Origin of the sequence: Bacillus sp. FSL R5-0820 (assembly GCF_038593385.1) — a bacterium.
Taxonomy (GTDB): domain Bacteria; phylum Bacillota; class Bacilli; order Bacillales; family Bacillaceae; genus Bacillus; species Bacillus altitudinis.
The window spans coordinates 3,058,385-3,078,517 of sequence record NZ_CP151991.1; the positions used below are offsets into that span (position 1 = coordinate 3,058,385).

Annotated in this window: 19 protein-coding genes; 2 read left to right on the plus strand and 17 right to left on the minus strand. The window is 43.6% G+C overall.

Going from position 1 to position 20,133, the window contains the following annotated elements:
• Positions 1 to 11: 11 nt before the first annotated feature.
• The 9 genes from NST15_RS15910 to NST15_RS15950 form a co-directional block, all read right to left on the minus strand.
• Entirely contained in the window at positions 12 to 1,040 is a 1,029-nt protein-coding gene (locus tag NST15_RS15910; protein ID WP_052463365.1) for a polysaccharide pyruvyl transferase family protein, read from the minus strand.
• Positions 1,040 to 2,068 carry a glycosyltransferase gene (locus NST15_RS15915; protein ID WP_342498654.1) on the minus strand — a complete coding sequence of 343 codons (1,029 nt, stop codon included), beginning with the start codon at positions 2,066 to 2,068 and terminating at the stop codon, positions 1,040 to 1,042. The genes NST15_RS15910 and NST15_RS15915 overlap by 1 nt, the downstream gene beginning before the upstream one ends.
• A 27-nt stretch (positions 2,069 to 2,095) precedes the next feature.
• Positions 2,096 to 3,199 carry an EpsG family protein gene (locus NST15_RS15920; RefSeq protein WP_035701465.1) on the minus strand — a complete coding sequence of 368 codons (1,104 nt, stop codon included), beginning with the start codon at positions 3,197 to 3,199 and terminating at the stop codon, positions 2,096 to 2,098.
• Positions 3,200 to 3,213: 14 nt separating this feature from the next.
• Complete coding sequence (locus NST15_RS15925; RefSeq protein WP_113746963.1) at positions 3,214 to 4,344, minus strand: glycosyltransferase family 1 protein; 1,131 nt, start codon at positions 4,342 to 4,344, stop codon at positions 3,214 to 3,216.
• Positions 4,337 to 5,176 carry a glycosyltransferase gene (locus tag NST15_RS15930; RefSeq protein ID WP_342498655.1) on the minus strand — a complete coding sequence of 280 codons (840 nt, stop codon included), beginning with the start codon at positions 5,174 to 5,176 and terminating at the stop codon, positions 4,337 to 4,339. Before NST15_RS15930 ends, NST15_RS15925 begins: the two co-directional genes overlap by 8 nt.
• Positions 5,177 to 5,178: 2 nt before the next feature.
• A complete protein-coding gene (locus NST15_RS15935) occupies positions 5,179 to 6,318 on the minus strand; it encodes a glycosyltransferase family 4 protein (protein WP_342498656.1) in 1,140 nt (379 codons plus the stop codon).
• A complete protein-coding gene (locus NST15_RS15940; RefSeq protein WP_216099154.1) occupies positions 6,284 to 8,158 on the minus strand; it encodes a nucleoside-diphosphate sugar epimerase/dehydratase in 1,875 nt (624 codons plus the stop codon). Before NST15_RS15940 ends, NST15_RS15935 begins: the two co-directional genes overlap by 35 nt.
• 165 nt (positions 8,159 to 8,323) lie before the next feature.
• Positions 8,324 to 9,007 carry a CpsD/CapB family tyrosine-protein kinase gene (locus NST15_RS15945; protein WP_007500133.1) on the minus strand — a complete coding sequence of 228 codons (684 nt, stop codon included), beginning with the start codon at positions 9,005 to 9,007 and terminating at the stop codon, positions 8,324 to 8,326.
• The gene (locus NST15_RS15950) at positions 8,997 to 9,728 is read right to left on the minus strand and encodes a Wzz/FepE/Etk N-terminal domain-containing protein (RefSeq protein WP_007500132.1); all 732 of its coding nucleotides are present in this window, start codon (positions 9,726 to 9,728) and stop codon (positions 8,997 to 8,999) included. The genes NST15_RS15945 and NST15_RS15950 overlap by 11 nt, the downstream gene beginning before the upstream one ends.
• A 257-nt stretch (positions 9,729 to 9,985) precedes the next feature.
• On the opposite strand from NST15_RS15950, the gene NST15_RS15955 reads away from it, so the two are divergent.
• The gene (locus NST15_RS15955; protein WP_007500131.1) at positions 9,986 to 10,456 is read left to right on the plus strand and encodes a helix-turn-helix domain-containing protein; all 471 of its coding nucleotides are present in this window, start codon (positions 9,986 to 9,988) and stop codon (positions 10,454 to 10,456) included.
• A 279-nt stretch (positions 10,457 to 10,735) separates the two neighbouring features.
• On the opposite strand, the gene NST15_RS15960 is transcribed toward NST15_RS15955, so the two are convergent.
• The 4 genes from NST15_RS15960 to NST15_RS15975 all read right to left on the minus strand — a co-directional run bounded on the left by NST15_RS15960 (position 10,736) and on the right by NST15_RS15975 (position 14,044).
• Positions 10,736 to 10,960: a phage holin gene (locus tag NST15_RS15960; protein WP_008347764.1), complete on the minus strand. Its 225-nt coding sequence runs from the start codon at positions 10,958 to 10,960 to the stop codon at positions 10,736 to 10,738.
• A 144-nt stretch (positions 10,961 to 11,104) separates the two neighbouring features.
• A complete protein-coding gene (locus tag NST15_RS15965; protein WP_007500130.1) occupies positions 11,105 to 12,001 on the minus strand; it encodes an iron-hydroxamate ABC transporter substrate-binding protein in 897 nt (298 codons plus the stop codon).
• Positions 12,002 to 12,017: 16 nt separating this feature from the next.
• Positions 12,018 to 13,019, minus strand: a complete 1,002-nt coding sequence (locus NST15_RS15970; RefSeq protein WP_017368092.1) for an iron ABC transporter permease — start codon at positions 13,017 to 13,019, stop codon at positions 12,018 to 12,020.
• A complete protein-coding gene (locus NST15_RS15975; RefSeq protein WP_019743879.1) occupies positions 13,016 to 14,044 on the minus strand; it encodes an iron ABC transporter permease in 1,029 nt (342 codons plus the stop codon). Before NST15_RS15975 ends, NST15_RS15970 begins: the two co-directional genes overlap by 4 nt.
• 334 nt (positions 14,045 to 14,378) lie before the next feature.
• Here NST15_RS15975 and NST15_RS15980 point away from each other — a divergent pair, with 334 nt between their 5' ends.
• Entirely contained in the window at positions 14,379 to 15,788 is a 1,410-nt protein-coding gene (locus NST15_RS15980; protein ID WP_017359186.1) for a polysaccharide deacetylase family protein, read from the plus strand.
• Between the two features lie 15 nt (positions 15,789 to 15,803).
• Here the strand turns inward: NST15_RS15980 and abc-f are convergent, their stop codons facing one another.
• From abc-f to opp1C, 4 genes are all read right to left on the minus strand, one after another.
• A complete protein-coding gene (gene abc-f, locus NST15_RS15985; RefSeq protein WP_342499064.1) occupies positions 15,804 to 17,363 on the minus strand; it encodes an ABC-F type ribosomal protection protein in 1,560 nt (519 codons plus the stop codon).
• Positions 17,364 to 17,697: 334 nt separating this feature from the next.
• Positions 17,698 to 18,468, minus strand: a complete 771-nt coding sequence (locus NST15_RS15990; protein WP_035701482.1) for a dipeptide/oligopeptide/nickel ABC transporter ATP-binding protein — start codon at positions 18,466 to 18,468, stop codon at positions 17,698 to 17,700.
• Positions 18,462 to 19,280 carry an ABC transporter ATP-binding protein gene (locus tag NST15_RS15995; RefSeq protein WP_046527392.1) on the minus strand — a complete coding sequence of 273 codons (819 nt, stop codon included), beginning with the start codon at positions 19,278 to 19,280 and terminating at the stop codon, positions 18,462 to 18,464. The genes NST15_RS15990 and NST15_RS15995 overlap by 7 nt, the downstream gene beginning before the upstream one ends.
• On the minus strand, positions 19,243 to 20,130 hold the full coding sequence (opp1C, locus tag NST15_RS16000) for a nickel/cobalt ABC transporter permease (RefSeq protein ID WP_046527393.1): 888 nt from the start codon (positions 20,128 to 20,130) through the stop codon (positions 19,243 to 19,245). Before opp1C ends, NST15_RS15995 begins: the two co-directional genes overlap by 38 nt.
• Between the last annotated feature and the right edge of the window lie 3 nt (positions 20,131 to 20,133).

Consider the following 20,133-nt stretch of genomic DNA (forward strand, 5'->3'; position numbering starts at 1 on the left):
TTTAAGGGCCTTCATCCAGCTTCCTCTCCCTTTTGTCCGCTTGTTTTCATATGCTGATGAATGGCCTTTTTCACCGCTTCCTCCGTTGGTTCCTTCAAAAGGGTCATAAACGGCAAGTGCGCTACCCATTCATATCCTTCCATGACTTTATGATCAAACGACCTGATGACAACACACGGTGTATGTGTGATCGCACAAAAGATCATGCCATGCAGTCGATCTGTCACGACGACTTGTGCCTGTCTCAACTGCGTCCATAACGTAGATAATTCCTCTAAACGAGTCGTTCGATTCACTCGCTTCCCAATGGTTGTTGTGATAAAACCAACTTGATCATACGTTTCTTTGATATGCTCCTGCAGTTGTTCTCGTTTCTCTTTCGTGAGATATGCCTCCTTATCCTCACGCAGACAAAGCAGCACACCTTTACGGGTTTGACTCTTTGATGTTTCGTCTAATGTCAGAACCATATCAGGCTGTTTCCACACCTCTTTATTAGGAAAATGCTGCTTCATCCATTGATAGGTGGTTTGATCTCTTGCCATCAAAAGAAGCCTCGGGTGTTGCTGATATGCTTGAATAGCGCGGCGTTCTTCTCTTTTCCCTCTCTTTGTTTCTGTAAAATGAGCAGTAGCGGGCAGCTGAATGACGGGATAGGACTTAAAGGCGTTCATGATAAATTGTCTTGTCCATTCTTCATATCGATATAAATCGCCCATGTTGCCCCCACCGATGATACAGACAATGTCCTCTGGGTGCCGTGCGTGCTTCAGTGGACGTGCTAGACGATACATCTCCTGCATGTCTACTTCTATGATTTGATAGTCTGGAAAGTGCTTTTGTAAAAAGCAGTAGCTGGCATAGGCAATCGCGTGATCACCTAAGTTGTCATGTGCCGGCAGCAGCGTGAGAATGATTTTCTTCTGATGACGCAGCTCTGGCAGTCTTTGGCGGCTCAACCTATATTGAAGTGGATACTTGACCTTTAAGAGCAGCCACTCTGCGGCATGTGCTTTTAATTGCTGCAATGTCACACTCATCACCCCGATTTTCTCGTTTGATATTCAATCCATTTTTGATAGCTTGAAGCTGCGGCAGAGAGCGGATACACCCACTGCAGCCTAGCAAGGAATAAGATCATTCGCTTTCGCACAGTCAGCTTCGATGGTTCCACTTGTTTCACAGCCTTCCGAAAAGCTTCATGTGTCACCATTTCACGCATATGACCAAGCTTTTTTTGAAAGGACAGGGAATTTTGGCTCTTCCATTCATTGAGCATACAATGCAGCGTATGATTCACGATAAAAAAACAAAAAGCCTTCTCATATGGTGTCAGCTCATCATGCTCTTTTAAAAACAAACGCTGCGCGTCATAAAACGCCAGTCCATGCTGAAAATACTGCTTTTGATATCGCTGGACAATGGATGACAAATGAACCCGGTAATAATAAAGCGGCTCATGAACAAAGGCAATGACACGTGATAAAGAAAAACAGCGCAGCGTGACATATTGATCTTCAATATTCTCAAGCTCACCTCTCAACGGAAAACGGATATGATGCTTTTCGATAAATGCCCGCCGATACAGCTTATTCCATGAGAATCCCGTGATCTCACCATGTAATAATGATTCTATTAAACTTGTCTTATCGGCTTCCTGCTGAGCTAACAGCGTCGTCGGTATGATCCGTTTTGACTGTTCAAACTGAATCCAATATTCACTGACAACAAGATCGGCACCGGTATTTTCGGCTTCTTGATATAAAGCCTCACAGTATTGAGGAGCGAGAACATCGTCTGAATCAACAAAGGCAAGATACGTTCCTGTTGCTTCTTCTATGCCCCTGTTCCTCACCGCTCCCAGCCCTTGATTGGTTTGGTGAATCACCCGAAATCGCTCATCACGCGCAGCAAACGCTTCAAGGATGTCTCCACTGTGATCGGTAGATCCATCGTTAATGAGGATGACCTCTATATCTGAAAAGCTTTGGTCTGCAATCGATTGAAGACACTGCTCCACATATTGACTAGTGTTATAGACTGCGACCAATAGACTGATAGCTGGCATGACAGCAAGCCCCACCTTTCTTCAAATCTACTTTGTAAAAATCGTTCGGTACGGTAAAACAGAAGAATCAAACGGCATCAGCATGATGCTGTACAAAATATAGCAAACCGCAATTCCGATATACATAAAGAAATTGGTTCGCTGATCAAAAATCCGTGTGAAATAAGGCAGTAAAATGAGCTGATACAGACCAAAGTAAATATGAAATCTTGCATAAATGACATCCTTCGTTGCAAGGATGCCAAACAAAAATCCAAGCAAGCAAAAATTTACAATATAATCACTCTCTGGCGTCAGCTCACGAAGTCGTTTTCGACAAAAGAACGCAAGCAATAACGGCAAGATCAAGACACCAATTTTCGTCACATTCATTCCATTCGTATTCGTTGTCAGCCACTCCTCGTAATGACCATAAGAACTCCCTTGCAGCATCACCACAAACACGGAGACAAAGCGGTCATACAGAGCGGTTAAGCCTAGAAAAATCATACATAACACAAGCATCATCCAAGACCATGCCTTTGTTCTGACAATGAAATAGACTGGAATCATAATGAGTGCCGATGAATGAAACAGCGCGCATACAAGCACGAGCGGAAAATACCATTTCCACTGACCTTTGATGACAAACCGGATGGCATAAAAAAGAATCGCCGCCACCATATACTGCCGCATGCCATTAAACGAAGCGTAATAATGAAATGTGCCCAGAAATAGCAGCATACTAAGCTCAAATGGTCGTCCATATCGCACAAGTGTTTTGATAATAAAAAAATAGGTGATGATCCCAACTGTGATATACATGATTTGCGGCTCATGTGACAGTTGATTGAGCATCCATAAGATCAATGTAAACCCCGGATCAGTGGCGGCCTTGTCTACACCGAATCCGAAAATATGCCAAGGCTTGTCATAGTTGACGGAGAACTCATACATTTGTCCATAGGTGACGAAATCAGTTCCTACTTTGTATCGTATGCCCGCCACAATACAAAGAAATAAAAACGGAAAAAACACCAGAAGCTTGTTCGGCCGCCAGCCGCTTTGTATGGTATCATCACGTCTGCCATAAAATGCGGCAAAGCTCGACCATAAATAGACCATGATCATGTTCACCAAATAAACCGCCATCTGCCAATCCTTCCTTACAATCCATACACATTCATCACACGGGTGATGTTCTGTTTCACATCAAATCCTCTAAGGCCAAGCTGAGAAATAATCGTCTCCTGAAGAGGAGGGTCTGCATGGTAGGCTTCTAGTATGGCTTTCATCCACTCATGTGCTGAATCTTGCAAGGATTTCCGTTTCACAAGCCCACAACCTAAATCGACTTCCTTTGTGATATGATCTGAAATCACACATGGGAGTCCAGATGCCTGCGCTTCCACTAATACGAGCGGAAGACCTTCAAACAAAGACGGCATCACAAACACATCAAATGCTTTCATATACTGCGGAACCTCTGAGACAACGCCCGTAAACACAATGTCTTCCATTAATCCTGCTTTCACTGCATACGATTCAACCACTGGCCGGAGCGGCCCATCTCCTATGAGAACTAGCTGAAAGGAGACCCCTTGTTTTTTCAGTGTCTGCGCTAATTCGATGAAAAAAACATGGTTTTTCTGCTCATGAAATCGGCCAATATGTCCAATGATCAGTTTTCTCTCGTGAAGATGGAGGTCTTTTTTCATCTTCACCTTCGCTTCTGGCTCCAACTGAAAAAAAAGGTCCAAATCAATCCCATTTGGCAAAATGTCCACTCGTCCATCGTGCATTCTTTTTTGTCCAAATAAAAAGGCACCGGCATCTTCACCGCATGCAACGAGCTGCGTAGAAAAGGCAAAGATCAGCTGACGAAACCCTTTGAGCATCAAATAATCAACCCGGCTAGGAGACTGTTTCCAAGCGGTATTATGTGAATGGCAAATGCGTATCTTCACACCTGCCAGTTTCGCAGCAAGGGCAGAAAATCCCGTTTGAAAATCTGTATGTGCATGCACCGCCTGATAAGGTCCCGTTTGCTTAATCGTCTTCGTCAACGTTTTCACAAACGTCCATGGAGAGGACGCTCCAATACTTGGGACATAAAAAATTCGCCCACCAAGCTGACGAATTTCCTCATCGTAATCACAGACATCCTCCCGGTGGGTAACGAAATCAAATTGAAGAACATTCCGGTCGAGCGCTCGATAGATGTTCATGATCATCGTTTCTGCTCCGCCTCTATTCATTCCGCCCACAACGTGCAGTACACGCTTTGGCTCACTCATCCCGAATCGTCCTCCTTTTCCCCATAGGTCCTCCAAGCTTTCGCTGATGATAAAACCTCATGATCTTTGGCGACAAACAAGCGCGGATGACCGGCTTAAGCGCAAAGAGATAATCAAACGGCGACAATTTTAATTGCTTGCATGCTTTTAAAACAAGCCAAGCATTATCCATTGAGTATCGGAATTTCCGGCGCTGAAAGGCCGCTTCATCCTCCCTTACAAGGTATAAGGGCTCTTGCAAATTAAAGCCTTTTCTCCCCGCAGAAAAAAAACGAATCCACAGATCGATATCTTCCATCCGTCTGGTTGTTTTAACAGAACGATAGCCATTTAAAGCCTTGTAGGCAGACGCTCTCATCATAATCGTCCCATGACAAAAAGGCGTTCCTCTTGCCAGCACCCTTCGATCAGGCTCTGAGGCAAGTGCCCGAACGCCCTTCGTCCCTGACTCATCAAACACCGTCATCGCCGTCCCAACCACATCATATTCCGGATGTGCTTCAAGGAAATGAACCTGTTTTTCTAATCGTGTAGACACCGATATATCGTCGCCATCCTGTCTTGCAATCAGCTCTCCTTTAGCTTCAGTGAGACAACGATTTAAACTGGCGGCAAGTCTTTGATTGTGTTCATTTCGGATGAGGCGAATTCTATCGGGATCACGCATGGTATAGTGCAGCACTTTTTCATAGGTGCCATCTGTTGATGCATCATCACATATGATGAGCTCCCAGTTTTCATAGGTTTGATGAAGAATCGATTCAATGCTTTCTTCTACTGTCTCTTGGCAGTTGTAAACACCCATGATAATCGATACTTTCGGCTGAGGCATGCTCACATCACCTTCTCTTTTTGATCCATATAAGCTGTGTAAATTTCCTCCATTGCACTTACCGTCTGCTCCTGTGCAAATGCGTGAGCCATAGAACGTCCCGCTTTCCCCATTAGGTGAAGCTGGTCCTTTTTGTGATAGAGCTGCTGTAAATAAACGGCTAAACCATTCACATCATGCGGTTTGACTAAAAAGCCGTTCACTCCATGTTTGACGAGCTCACAATGCCCTCTATTTTCTGTTGCAATCACCGGCTTTTCAGCAGACATCGCTTCAAGAAGATTCATCCCAAGTCCTTCTCTCAAGCTGGTTGATACACATACATCGCTCATATGCATCCAATCTTCGATGTGCTTGCAAAATCCCGCAAACTGTACATGTTCCTCAAGATTCAGCTGACAGACCAGCTTTTCATAGGACGACCGACTTGTCCCTTCTCCAGCAAATACAATTTTCACATGTGGTATATTCCGATACACCTGCGCGCAAGCTTTGATAAGCATTCCTTGATTTTTATTGTCATTTAATTCACCAGCACACAGCACGATAAAATCTTGCGTGGTAAAACCATATGTTTTACGAAGGCGGTCTTTTTCTTTGCCATCAACTGGTGCAAATCGCTTCATATCGACACCCATACCGGGAACATAATGCACAGTCGCCTTCTCTTTTGACAGACGATCGGCTCTTTCATAGTCTTCTCCATTAATGGTGATGAGTGCATCTGTATATTGAACGAGCCATCTCTCAACTGGATAATAAAGCAGCCAATTTTGAAGCGGTGCCCCCTTCCAAAAGTGAAAGCCATGCGCTGTGTAAAGAACTTTCGTCCCTTTTTTGCGTGTTGTTTTCGCCGCTAGCCTGCCAATGACACTCCCCATCGGTGTGTGACAATGGATGAACTGATAATGCTCTTTTTCTAACAGCTTTTTCAGCTCCACATAAGCAAGCCGGTTTTGCAAATGAAAAGGGGAACGCTGAATCGGAATGGAATGCGCTTGATCCACATACGGCAGCTCCAGCTGGCCATTTGCCGCTGTATGCACTTCCCATCCTTGTTCCTGAAACCACCTGAAATACGGGAGATGGAACGCCTTAAAATGATAATCAACCGTTGCGCAAAACAAGACTTTTTTCTTCATTGGCAAGTGGCTCCTCCTCTCGTTCCATCGGTTCAGGCAATACATCATGCGACTCAATGGCGGCAAACAAGGCCTGTCTTAATTGATCGTCACTCATCATGTTAAATTCGTGAATAAAGCGGTTCAGCACATACGGATCTCCATCCAAGGCATGCCCGATATGGATTTTCGGAAAAATTTGCTCCTGTGCTTTTTCATGCTGGTTGAGTAACTCCTCGTACATTTTCTCTCCGGGACGAATCCCCGTAAATGTGATGGGAATCTGGTCTGTGGTGTAGCCTGAGAGGTGAATGAGGTTTTCTGCGAGGTCGACAATTTTGACTGGCTCCCCCATATCTAAAACAAAAATCTGCCTTCCTTCTGCTAGTGCACCAGCTTGAATAACAAGCCTTGATGCTTCTGGTATCGTCATAAAATATCTTGTCATGGCTGGGTGCGTGACAGTCACTGGCCCACCTTTTTCAATTTGTTTTTTAAAGATCGGAATGACACTGCCCCTGCTCCCGAGTACATTCCCAAACCGGACGGCGACAAATTTCGTTTCACTGCTTGCCCCCATTTGCATAATCACCATTTCAGCAAATCGCTTTGTGGCTCCCATCACATTGGCAGGGTTGACCGCTTTGTCAGATGAGATGAGGACAAATGTTTCAACTCCGTGCTCATGTGCGGCTTCTGCCACATTTTTTGTCCCGATGATATTGTTTTTCACCGCTTCTTTCGGGCTAATTTCCATGAGCGGGACATGTTTATGCGCGGCGGCATGATAAATCATATCCGGCTGAAAATGACCAACGATTTCACTCATTTTTTGTTTATCTTGAATATCCGCAATTTGTGGATATAGGCTAATGCTGTCTCCATACAATTCTTTCAGCTCTAGTAAAATAGAATGAATGCTAAATTCTCCATGTCCCACAAGCACAATCGCCCGAGGGGCAAATACACAAATTTGACGACAGATTTCTGACCCGATAGACCCGCCAGCTCCTGTCACCATAATCGTTTTTCCTTTTAGGTGAACGGATAGACGGCTTGTATCTAATTGAATCGGCTCTCTTCCAAGCAAATCCTCTGGCTGTACATCCCGCAATTGATTCAGCGCATGGGTTCCTTTTAAAATCTGTTCCATTTCCGGCATAATCTGTGTTTTGATTCCAGTCGCTACACATTCCTTATACAGTCCTTTTAATGTGTGACTGCTTTTGGATGGAATGGCGATAATGATTTTTTGAATATCCATCATCGCAACAGCCGTTTGAATATGTTCTTTTCCCCCAAGAACAGGCAGCCCCATAATTTCAAGCTTATGCTTTGTTTTGTCATCATCAATGAAAGCGACCGGCTCAATATGTACATCACTCGACTGCTGAAGCTGACGAACGATAATGGTCCCGGCTGATCCAGCGCCAATGATTAGTGCCCGCTCCTTTTCAACTTGATACCGCTTCGCACCATCATGAAACAGCCTGGATGCCATACGAGATGCACCGATGAATAACACATGGAAAAGCCAGACAATAAATAAAAAGCGAAATGGCCATGTCTGCACAAAAATGTACAGCATCGTCATGGAAAATAAAAATGAACACGCAAAGGTCTTCATTAAAGAAAATAGCTCTCTAACCCCTGTATAGGCCCATACTTGCTTGTACACGTGAAAAATATACGAAAACAAATGGTGCCCGATCAGTAGACTGAGCGAAGAAATGACGAGCATTTCAAATGTATATACGGTTAACGCTGCCTCTTGAACAAATTGAAAGCCAAAAAAGACGGCTACTAAAATGAGATATGAATCTAGTGCCACGATGATTGATAATCTTTGGGCGTAAGTCAACGCTCCTCCCCCTTTTTAAAGCATCACTATTCTTACATAAAATGGGCATCAAACCCGTCCTCACATCCCACTACCGATGACGAGCATCTAAGGCATATGTCATGCCCACAGCAGGATCGAGTGCCTCCGTTGTTAAAGATTAGGAGACATCACCTATCAATCTCTTTAATACATATAGTGCCTTCCCTTTTTCACTTTCTTGCCATTTAGCATCGCCCCAAGCAGTTTCCCTGTCGTCCCCTCTAATACTTCTTTTGATTTCTTCACAGCGGCAATCTTCGTTTTACCGCTTAACACCACAAGAATGCTTCCATCCGTTCGGTTCGCTAATATTTTTGCATCGGCTACAGGCAGAAGCGGTGTGGAATCCACAATCACCATGTCATACTGCTGCTCAATCTCGTAAAATAGCTGCTTCATCACAGAGGAGGAAAGTAGCTCAGCGGGATTTGGCGGAATGGTCCCACTCGGAAGCAGCTCTAAATGCTCAATCGGAGTAGGCAAAATGGCTTCCTCCAAAGTGCAATTATTTAATAGCACATTGGTCAATCCGGTGTGCGGACTCAGATCAAAATATTCATGAATGGCTGGTTTACGTAAATCAGCATCCATGAGCAAAACCCGTTTTTTCTGCTGTGCAAAAACAGCTGCCAAGTTTGCAGCCGTAAATGATTTTCCTTCCTTCGGCAAGGAGGATGTAACCAATATCGACTTCAGCCTCGTTTGAATCGACGTGAATTCGATGTTCGTTCGGATCGTTCGGAATTGTTCCGCAATGACAGAGTGAGGATTTAATACAGAAATGCAGGATAAATCTCTTTTTTCTCGTTTTTTCCTCTTAAAAATCAATGTTCTGTCCTCCCGTTATGACGGACTGCTTGTCTTTTTTTGCCCTCCTGTCTGCATGCATCTGATAGACACTGCCGAGCGACGGCAATCCGATCTCTTCTCTTATTTGATGTGTTCGTTTTACCGTATCATCGAGTAAATTCATTAAGAAAATGAGTGTCATTCCCCCTAATACAGAGGCGCCTAGTGCCAGAACGATGTGAACGAATTTACGTGAGTTCATTAGTATCGTGTTGGACAGCTTGGCTTCAGACAAAACATTAATGCGATCCATATTCATGGTTTTTTTGATTTCTTCTTGCAACACCTCTGTGGCTGTATTCGCAATGGCTACTGCCTTCGCTCGGTCCTCATCTTGTACAGAAATATTTATGACCTCTGACTCATTTTCTGTACTTGTGGCAATTTTGTGTTTTAATCCTTCTGCCGATTCTGTAAGATTGAGTGTTTCTTTTACTTTTTCAATGACAATTGGACTTTTTAATAGGACTTGAAAGGTACGTGTATATTGAAGGTTCATCTGAATATCGTTTAAATTCGCTTGTGCATCACTGCTTCGTTTATGAACAAGAATTTGAGTGGTTGCCTGATATACAGGAGTCGAGACATAGAACTGATAGTAGGCTGAAATGCCCGTTACGATCAGGACAATCAGGATCAGAAGGGCCATTTTCTCTTTTATGACAGAAAACAGCTGCTTAAAACCTATATTCTCATTCATAGATACCTCCCGATTTCATCATAAAAAGGTTATATATGGTTTCTTTTTGTTAATGATTGGATTATAAAAGATAATACCCGCAAAGAAAAATGTCATAATAGGTCTTATAGTTCTTTTTAAAGAACGAAATCGTTCGTTTTCTTTTGTTTACTTCCTGTTTCTTACGTTTTTGAATTTTATAAAGAACAATTTATTTCTTATAATGAACGAAAAGGTCGCAGAACGATTCGCCGGGGAGAAGGGAGATCATATATCGAATGATTGGAAAGGTGATACGCATTTACCGAAAGAGGAAAGGATACTCAATCCAGCAGTTGGCTGAAGATGCCCATGTCTCTAAATCGTATTTGAGTAAAATTGAGCGTGGTGTCCACCGTAATCCATCTGTCCAGTTTTTAAAAAAGGTATCCTCATCACTAGACATTGATTTACAAGAGCTGTTTGATGCAGAAACGATGATGTTTCATTACGCTGAGGGCGGTGAACAGGAGTGGCGGGATCATATCGTTCATGCCGTCCAATCCGGCATGCCTAAAGAAGAACTGTATCAGCTGCTCCAAACCTACAGAAAGGAGCAGGAAGGAAAGACGTTGCATGTCCATCATAGAAAGCTGACCGACTCAAATATGTCAGAATGGAAGCGTCTCATGAGTGAAGCAAAGGCCATTGGCTTAACCATCGAGGAAGTGAAAGCGTTTCTTACCAATATGGGAGAACACCGGGCGTAAGCCACTGAGATCAAACCAATTTGCGGGGAGAGGCGCTTGTCGCTTCGATGAAATAGAGCCTTTTATATGAAAAGGCTCTTTTCAATTTATGGACAAAGGGCTAAAATGAACTTGATTTTAGCTCTTTGTCTTCTTTTCAGCGTGATAGCAGTCTAGGAAGGACAGCTACTTTTGCGGAGCGAATTTGACATTCGTGAGTACCCGCGCAGGACTGACACGGAATGCGAGGGTTTCTATACACGCTGAGAGCCCTTTTGCATGAAAAGGCTCTGTTTTCTGTTATTCTTCTTTTTTGGTTCGTGCTTTTTTCGTAATATCATTGTTCTTCCAATAGGCCCATAGTGATGTGATGCCAAGAAAGGCTAACGTAATGAATTGCTGCACACCTTCTTCATCAATTGGAATTGGGCTTTTCCCTGCAGCGGTGAGAGCGCTGTTCACAAGTGCCAATAAAAGCAGCACAAGCCTCGCTATAGTGCCTGCACTAATTTTTTGAACCTTCAATGTAACCCCTCCCCTTATCCTTTCATACGGGCGATACTGCTCGTTCCCTCTCATATGTATGCAAAAAGCGCATGAATAGAAGAATGAATCAAAAAAAGAGACATCATTCCTAGATGCGGAATGATGCCTTGATTTATGTGCTGTTTATTTAGAGAACATCTTTTTTGCTTCATCCATTGCCATTTTGTTGCCTAGAGCTGAATAATCAAGCCATGGCTGATCAGCAATCGGATACACTTGGTTTTTCTTTACGGCTTTTAGGCCTTTCCAAATCGGTGTCTGCTCTAACTGTTTGAATGCCTGCTGCGCCTTATCATCACGGTTCACGACAACAAAAATAGCATCTGCATCAAAGTCAGGAAGCACTTCTTGAGAAATGACTTCAAATGGACGTTTGCTGTCCAGTTTTTTCACACCATCTACAGGTGTCAGTCCTAAATCATCGTATAAAATTGGCCCCATCGGACGTTTCATACTAAATACTCGAAGCTCTTTTGCTGTTACACGAATTGCCATCACTTTTCCATTTCCAATCTTTTTCTGGATGAGTGATTTGACTTCTTTTGCTTCTTGATTGTAGTCCTTAATATATTGATCGGCTTCTTTTTCTTTATTGACGAGCTTGCCGATTTTTTTCAAATGATCACGCCATGTGCCATCATTTAAATTAAACACTTCGGTTTTGGCAATTTTTTTGTATTTTGATAAGTCTTGTCCAGCTAGTTCTTCATCGACGTAAATGACATCTGGTTTTAAAGCAAGCAATGACTCCATATCAGGATCTGCTGCAATGCCCAGCTTTTTCGTCTGGCTGAGCTGCTTCTTCGCATGTGGAAGGAAATCTTTTAAGTCTCCCCCTACAACAGAGCCAGCAGGTTTTATACCGAGTGCTAATAAATCATTTGTTAAATGAATCGACAAGGACGCAATCTTAGGTGTTCCGTTTTCATCTTGATTTGTTGTCTTCTTTGTTTCCTGTTGACCACAAGCGGCCAGAATCAAGAAACAGAGCGTTAAACCAAACACAAGTACTTTTTTCATGATGAGTTCCTCTTTCTTATTTTGTTTTTGTTAGTAAATAGAGAAAATAAGGTGCTCCGATAAAAGCCACAACCACACCCGCTGGGATGGCATTTGGGGCAAATATGGAACGTCCGAGTGTATCGGCACTGACCAAAATCAACAATCCAAGCAAGGCGCTCACTGGTAAAAAATATTGGTGCAGTGAGCCGACAAGACGCCTCGCCAAATGAGGTGCAACAAGGCCAATAAAACCAATTCCGCCTGTCATCGATACACTTGCACTCGCTAGACCAACAGCTAAGGTGAGTAACAACAGACGTTTACGCTGTACACGTACGCCAACACTTGAGGCGACGGCATCACCTAACGTTAACGCATTGAGTGTGCTGGACTGCATGAGCGTAAGCGGGACAAGACATACGATCCAAGGCAGGAGCGCAAGCACATGAATCCAGTCTCTTCCCCATACATTTCCCACAAGCCACCTTGAAGCGAAGGTGTATGTATCTTCATCCAGTTTCAATGACAAATATAACGTCAATGCACTAAACCCCGCAGCTACGGCAATTCCGACAAGGATCAGCCGGATAGGCACAAGCCCTTCATGCCTGTCGTACGCAAGAAGAACGATGACTGCCGCCGCAAGTAGGCCTCCACCAAATGTAAAGAGCGGAATGAGTAAAGATGGATTTCCTTCTAGTACGTGAAAATACGTCACAAAGATGATTAAGCCGAATGCGGCTCCTGCATTCAGACCGATAATCCCAGGATCGGCAAGTGGATTGCGGGATAAACTCTGCAAAATGCCACCTGCGATACCTAGACCTATTCCAGCTAGTATCGTCACGACGATTCGAGGCAGACGATAATCAAACAGCACCGTCTCACTTTGGAAATCTCCAAAGCCAAATAACGTTTTGACGACAACGAGAGGACTGAGTTTCAGCGTGCCGGTATTTAAACTATACAGCACGACAGCCGCACTCAGACAAAGCAAAACGGCTGTCACGACAAGAGCACGCCGTTTCTCTTTCATGATAGGTTCCTCCCTTCTTTTCTGGCAATATATAAGAAGAAAGGAACACCAACAAGCGCCACCATGACGCCAATGGCAAGCTCTCTTGGCGGATTTACTGTCCGGCTGGCAAGATCAGCGAAGACGAGAAGCATTGCGCCTAAAATCGCTGACATCGGAATGACGAAACGATAATTGACCCCAACCAGCTTTCGTGCAATATGCGGAATGACAAGCCCGACAAACCCAATAGACCCAACCGCCGATACAGAAACACCTGCCAGCAGAACCGCAGCTGCCATACCTAGTATTCGCACTTGCCGGGTTTTCACCCCTAAATTCGCAGCTACATCTTCACCAAGTGATAATAACGAGAGGGATCGTCCTAATAACATCGCCCAAACGATGACAATGAGAATGACTGGAGCAAGGATCATCAGCTGCGGCCATTTGACACCTGCCACACCCCCTGCATACCAAAAAGCCAGATCCTGACTGAGATCAAAGTAAATGGCGATACCCGAGCTTAGCGCATGCAGCAATGCGGCAACAACAGCTCCAGCTACAGTGAGCCGAAGTGGGGTCAGCACCCCGCCAGCCGCCCCAATGGCAAAGATCAGCAGCGTACTGAGCACGGCCCCAAAAAAAGAAAATAACATCAATGCGGAATAAGGCATTCCTGGAAAAAAAGCAAAACAGAGAGCGACTACAAACATCGCACCGCCGTTAATGCCTAATATCCCGGCATCTGCCAGCGGATTTCTTGTAATGCCTTGCATCAGCGCACCTGCCACAGCAAAGGCCGCTCCAACAAGTGCAGCTCCTAGCACACGCGGAAGCCTTAATTCATGAATGATCTGCTGCTCTGTCACATGAGGCTGATAGTCAAACACAGCTGTCCAGACCGTTTGCAAAGACAATGACTTTGCACCGTATGAAACAGCCAAAAACATAGCCGCCAATAAACCAATGACCGCGAGAAAAAACAATAAAAAGAACAAAATAGGTGATGATCGTTTTTGTTGAGATGTTCGCTTATCCGGCAAAATCGGTGTCATCCTTTTCTTCATTAAAAGTCAGTTTGAAAATGAGAATCATAATCATCAAAATTATAGCCGTCAGCCTCTGAAAAATCAATGTACGGCTCATTTTTTTAATTATTGAAGGTATGTGTAGACAGCAAATAAGAGAATTCTTTCCTTCTGCTTTTTCTCGTTCTGAAAGACCTATCATTTTTTACAGTAGTTTAATAGGAAAATAGTTGACATTCCGCATGAAAATCCCCTAAAATTACAAAAGTAAGTCAATTGTTATAAAAATATTACAAACAGATGTCAATGGAATAAAGAATGACCCGTCATGAGAGGAGAATTGAAAGTTGTGTCAGTAAAGGGAAAATGGAGTATCATCCTATTTGCGCTTGCCATCGTCATTGGAGCAGTTGCATTCTTTCAAAATCAGCAAGCAAGCGGTACAGAGAAGAAAAATGTGAAGCAGGATACGAATTATAAAAATGTTGAAATTGTCACTCTTGTAAATGACGGGAAGTTTATGAGATATGCGGTGAACTATCCACTTTTTCATCAAAAAAAGCTAGATGACAAGATTCAAAGCTATGCGAATTCAGCATTAGAGCATTTCAAAAAGACATTTAGTGAAGCAAAGGACATTGATGAAAACAAACGGTTTGAACTGAATATTGACTATGACATGGTGCACTATGCAAAACAATCTGCGGCCATTTATTTTACGACCTACACATATACAGGTCAGCAAAATGGAACCACTCATCACGTCACAATCAATTTCGATTTTCAGAAAAAAGACTTTCTTGACACAAAAGATTTATTTCAACCCAAAAAGGACTATTTGAAAAAATTATCCTATATTACATACACGGAGCTTAAAAAAGATAAAACCTTGTCTAAGGATCTATCACTCCTTCAAAAAGGAACAGCCCCTACTGATCAAAACTTCAGTCAATTCGCCTTAAAAGAGAAATATATAGAGTTCTATTTCCCAGCTTCTCAAGTAGCCGCAAAGGACTTAGGTCCGCAAACGCTGGCGATCAAAAAGACGCTGCTAAAAGATATCTTGAAGCCGGAATATATGAATAAGACCAAAAATCAGAATGAAATCAAAGAACCGAATCCAAAAAGAAAAGCCGTCAAGCTGCCGCAAAAGCCAAAGCTTGATCCGAATAAAAAAGCCATCGCACTCACATTTGATGACGGTCCAAACCCAGCCACAACTTCAACCATTTTAGCAGCGCTGAAGGAAAATAAAGGACACGCCACCTTTTTCGTATTAGGAAGCAGGGTACAGTATTATCCTGGAATGCTTGCCGACATTTTAAAGGGCGGAAATGAGATCGGAAACCATTCATATAACCATCCTTTATTAACGAGACTTCCTCTAAAAGAAGCGGTCAAACAAGTAAAAGACACGCAGAAGCTGATTGAAAAGGCCAGCGGTTATACTCCTACGCACTTTAGACCGCCATATGGAGGAACAAATCCAGACATCAATCAAGCGGTCGGCATGAACGTTTCATTGTGGGATGTCGATCCTGAGGACTGGAAAATTCGCAACAGCCAGCAGATCACAAACCATGTTCTCTCACATGCAGCAGATGGCAAAACCGTACTCATGCACGATATTTATGACAGCTCTGCTCGAGCAGCGGTGAAGATCATACATGAACTCACCAAACAAGGCTACCAGCTTGTCACAGTCAGCGAACTTGAACAATTGAAAAAAGAACGAAACGAACAGACCCCTGTGCAGTAAACACAGGGGCTTTTTTTATGACTCTAACAACTTCTTTCTTTTTAACAACGCTTGAAACGTCTCTTCAAGCTCATGAGAAGGCTCGATGCTTAAACGACTGAGCACTTCAGATAGCTGCATATCAATCAGCAGGAGCTCTTCTTCTTTCTTTGTAGCAGCTGGCTTTTCTTCCTTTTGTTTATATTCTTCATAGGTGCCATCAAACCGTTCAATGATCCCCTCGTGCACATGAAGAATACGAGTAGCCACCTGCTCAATGAGCCTCCTGTCGTGGGAGACAAACACAACTGTGCCCGGGTAATCTTTTAAAAGTCCTTCAAGCGCTTCTACTGCCGCAAGGTCTAAAAAGTTCGTCGGTTCATCAAGCATCAGAACATTGGCATCACTGACGAGCAGCTTTGCAAGCATCGTCTTCACCCGTTCCCCGCCGCTTAATACGTTCGTCAGCTTATACACATCGTCTCCCCGAAACCCAAGTCTCGCTAAAACGGTGCGAACGACAGTCTCATCTTGAATCGCCTGTTCCAGTGCATTTTGTAAGATCGATTCATCTAGATTCAGTTCTGAAAGATCTTGGCTGAAATAACCGATCTTCACGGCTTCTGAACGAAAAATCCCGGGATGTCCGTTTACAAGCATTCGGAGAAATGTCGTTTTACCGCTCCCATTCTTCCCAATGATCGCGACTTTGTCTCCGCCTCTCACTTCTACATTCGCCTTTTTCCAAAGGACTTTATCTCCTGCCATGCCATCTACATGTTCGACACGAAAAATGGTGCGGCTTGCCACTTCCTTCATGGTGTGCTGCGTCATTTGAAGAGGCTGGGCTTCCTTTACCTTCTCCACCTTTTCTAATTTCTCCATTCTTGTTTCGATGGATTTGGCTGTTTTTTGAAGCTTTTTTTGCTTGTTTGCATAATAAGGCTTTGCAATTTTAGGCCCCGAGGATTTCAGCTTTGGAGATGGCTTTGTCGCTTTGTCGGCCTTTTTCATTTTCTTTTGCATGGCATATTCTAACTGTTTTTTCTTTTGGGTATACGCCTCGTACGCCTCCACTTGCTGACGATGTTCGAGTTCTTTTTGCCGGGCAAAATCGCTGTAGTTGCCTTTGTATGGTTTGAGTTTCCCATCCTCCAATTCCCAAATGTCTGTACATAACGCATCTAAAAAAGCACGGTCATGCGAGACGACAATCAGAGCACCTTGATGATAACGAAGCTTTTCTTCTAGCCACTCAATATGCTCCGTATCTAAGTGAGTCGTGGGTTCATCGGCTAATAAAAGGGCAGAAGGCCGACTTAAAGCTCTCTCAATATAAGCTTGAGTCATCTCTCCGCCACTTTGTCTGCCATCTCCTGTCTTTAGTTGAGGAAGTAGCGTACAAGTTGTAGTGTGTGCAAATGTGCCGCTGTCTGGTTTTTCCCTACCCGCCAGTACATGGAGCAATGTCGTTTTCCCACTGCCATTCGTTCCCACAAGGCCGATTCGGTCCCCTTGATGAATGGCCAGCTCCTCTATATCAAATAACAAGCGATCCTTTCGAAATACTTTTAATTGGTGGGCTCTCAGTAACATCCAACCCTCTCCTTTCGTATCAGGAGACATGAAAAAGCCTCCTATTCTCAGAATAGGAGGCAAAATGGTGTACAAAAATAAGCGTATCGATACAGAATGACATGCGGTTCATCAAATGAGCACACATATCCCCCGTATCCATCACTTCAATCTTTGATTCCCAAGCTGTACCATCCTATTCCGAAGCTAAAAAATGAAAACGCAGCAAACATAGCAACACATATCGTTTGCTCACTGCCTTCGTTCTTTCATTTTGCTTACAGGTCATAGGATTAGTACTTCATTGCATTGGGTCACCCTTCCGTCATTTGTTACGTATACGATAAAAGATTGGTTATTTTTTGTCAAGCTGAAAAGGCATGAGTGAGTCTATTAGCTTGAGCGTAAATGGATGAGTCGCTTCAAACAGCTGGTCACTTTTACATTCTTCCACAAGTTTTCCCTCATGTAAAAAAAGAAGTCGATCACATAAATAAACGGCTGCCTCTAGATCATGGGTAATCATGAGAATGGTCATATCTAACTCTTGCTTTAATGTCTCAAGAAGCTCCAATATTTGAACTTGGACAGAAACGTCAAGTGAGCTAAGGACTTCATCTAAGATGAGAATGGCTGGATTCGTCGATATGGCTCTTGCTATGCATACACGCTGGAGCTGACCGCCGCTTAGCTGATGAGCATATTGATTTAGCAAAGACGATGGAAGTCTTACTTGCTTGAGCAGGGACAACACTTTTTGGTTCATATTCATGTTTCGCTTTATTATTTGCATGGGTTCTGCTATGATCTCTTTCACTGTAAAGGAAGGATGGACAGAAGATAGATAATCCTGAAAAACAACACTCATTTCCCCCCGGTTCATCTTACGCCATGTATGAGCTGGCCATCCATCTATCTTTATCTCTCCGCCGTCTAATGTTTCTAAACCAAGCAGCGTACGTGCTATTGTACTTTTACCACTACCGCTCTCACCGACTAACCCGACACATTCACCCTCTCCAATCTGAAATGAAACCTGAGCTATGCGTGCTATGGATTCCTCTTTATGAAAAAAGCGTCCTTTATCTTCTCCATGTTTAAGTAGTTGATTTGCTGTGATCAGCATGGGAATGCCCTCACTCTCTTCTGCTGCCTCAGTGCTTCAAGGGGTGCCGATAAGCGAAGCCTCGTTTCTAGTAAATGCCTCGTTTGAGGATGCTCAGGTGATGTAAATATCTCTTTTGCATGACGATGCTCAAGCATCTTCCCTTGGTGCATCACCAACAATTCATCAGCGATTGCCTGAACGACGCCTAAATCATGCGAAATGATGATCAAGGCAGCTCCTGTTTCTTCTTTCAGCCTCTGTAATTGTGTGATGACTTCACGCCGGTTATATGCATCTAATGATGCTGTAGGCTCATCGGCAATGATCACGTCAGGAGAAAGCATGATCGTAATGGCAATCATGACACGTTGAAGCATCCCTCCCGACAGCTCATGAGGATATTTTTTCATTAACATATGCGAATTGTTTAAATGGACACGTTCTAGCCCAGTAATCGCATGTGCTGTTCCTTCTTTGCCACGTAAGCCCAAATGCCGCTGGAACGTTTCAAGTATTTGATGACCAATTGTTTCAATTGGATTGAACGCATTCATAGCATCTTGTGGAATGTAGCCAATTCGCTTTCCTCTCCACTGCTGTGAAGTCTGACTTGTCAATTTTTCACCGTCAAACAAAATGGTCCCAATCATCTCTAGCGAAGGAGGGATAAGGCCAATTAATGCTTTTGCAACGGTTGATTTTCCGCTTCCACTTTCTCCAATAACGCCTAAACAACGTTGTCTATGTAATGTAAACGTGATATTTGCCGCCAAATCCTTTTGTTGAATCGGATCATGTACGGACAGGTTTTTTATCTCGATGAAAGGCAAATCGTCTCCCCCTTTTTTTGTTGCTAAGATGCATGGCAGGGTTCATGACCTGCTGAAGACTGTCTCCTAAAAAATTCAGTGCCATGACCACAAATAAGATCGCAAGTCCAGGCGGGAGCATATGAGCCGGGTGCGTCACCATGACATTCTTCGCCTCGTTGAGCATCATGCCCCATTCCGGTGTAGGTGCACTCACACCTAATCCAAGAAAAGACAGAGCAGAAATATTTAAAATGACCCAGCCTGCGTCAAGTGTAGCAAAGACAGCAATCTCTCCTGAGATGCGAGGAAATAGATGTTTTCGAAGGATATAAAAAGGTGAACCCCCAGATACTTTCGCAAACTGAACAGATGGTTCATTCGTATATTGCAGGACTGACGAACGAATCATCCTTGTATACCAAGCCCATTTTGCAAGGACATTGGCCAAAATAATATTGAAAAGCCCAGGTCCCATAATGCCCACAACGGCCAAAATCATCACCTCTGCTGGAAATGACAGCATGACATCACATATTCTCATTAGAGCTCCATCAACTTTCCCTCTAAAAAAGCCAGCTACAAGTCCAAGTATCGTGCCAATGAACATCGTGATACACATTGTCAGCACGGCAGCAAGCATCGTTGTCCGAATACCATATAAGAGCCGGGACAATACGCATCTCCCCAGCTGATCGGTTCCGAGGGGATATGTTAGACTCACACCAGCATATTTTTGAAGAATGTTCGTGTCAGTTGGGTCATGCGGCGCTAGAAACGGTGCAAACAGCCCAGCTAATGTGACAAGTACCAAAAGCCAGATAGACAGAATAGCCATTCGATCTTTTCTTAATTGATTCCATACGATCAAATT

Coding starts and splice junctions, on each gene's coding strand:
- NST15_RS15910 (WP_052463365.1), bottom strand. CDS start 1,040: ATGAGTGTGACATTGCAGCAATTAAAAGCACATGCCGCAGAGTGGCTG.
- NST15_RS15915 (WP_342498654.1), bottom strand. CDS start 2,068: ATGCCAGCTATCAGTCTATTGGTCGCAGTCTATAACACTAGTCAATAT.
- NST15_RS15920 (WP_035701465.1), bottom strand. CDS start 3,199: ATGGCGGTTTATTTGGTGAACATGATCATGGTCTATTTATGGTCGAGC.
- NST15_RS15925 (WP_113746963.1), bottom strand. CDS start 4,344: ATGAGTGAGCCAAAGCGTGTACTGCACGTTGTGGGCGGAATGAATAGA.
- NST15_RS15930 (WP_342498655.1), bottom strand. CDS start 5,176: ATGCCTCAGCCGAAAGTATCGATTATCATGGGTGTTTACAACTGCCAA.
- NST15_RS15935 (WP_342498656.1), bottom strand. CDS start 6,318: ATGAAGAAAAAAGTCTTGTTTTGCGCAACGGTTGATTATCATTTTAAG.
- NST15_RS15950 (WP_007500132.1), bottom strand. CDS start 9,728: ATGAATGAGAATATAGGTTTTAAGCAGCTGTTTTCTGTCATAAAAGAG.
- NST15_RS15955 (WP_007500131.1), top strand. CDS start 9,986: ATGATTGGAAAGGTGATACGCATTTACCGAAAGAGGAAAGGATACTCA.
- NST15_RS15965 (WP_007500130.1), bottom strand. CDS start 12,001: ATGAAAAAAGTACTTGTGTTTGGTTTAACGCTCTGTTTCTTGATTCTG.
- NST15_RS15970 (WP_017368092.1), bottom strand. CDS start 13,019: ATGAAAGAGAAACGGCGTGCTCTTGTCGTGACAGCCGTTTTGCTTTGT.
- abc-f (WP_342499064.1), bottom strand. CDS start 17,363: ATGTTACTGAGAGCCCACCAATTAAAAGTATTTCGAAAGGATCGCTTG.
- NST15_RS15990 (WP_035701482.1), bottom strand. CDS start 18,468: ATGCTGATCACAGCAAATCAACTACTTAAACATGGAGAAGATAAAGGA.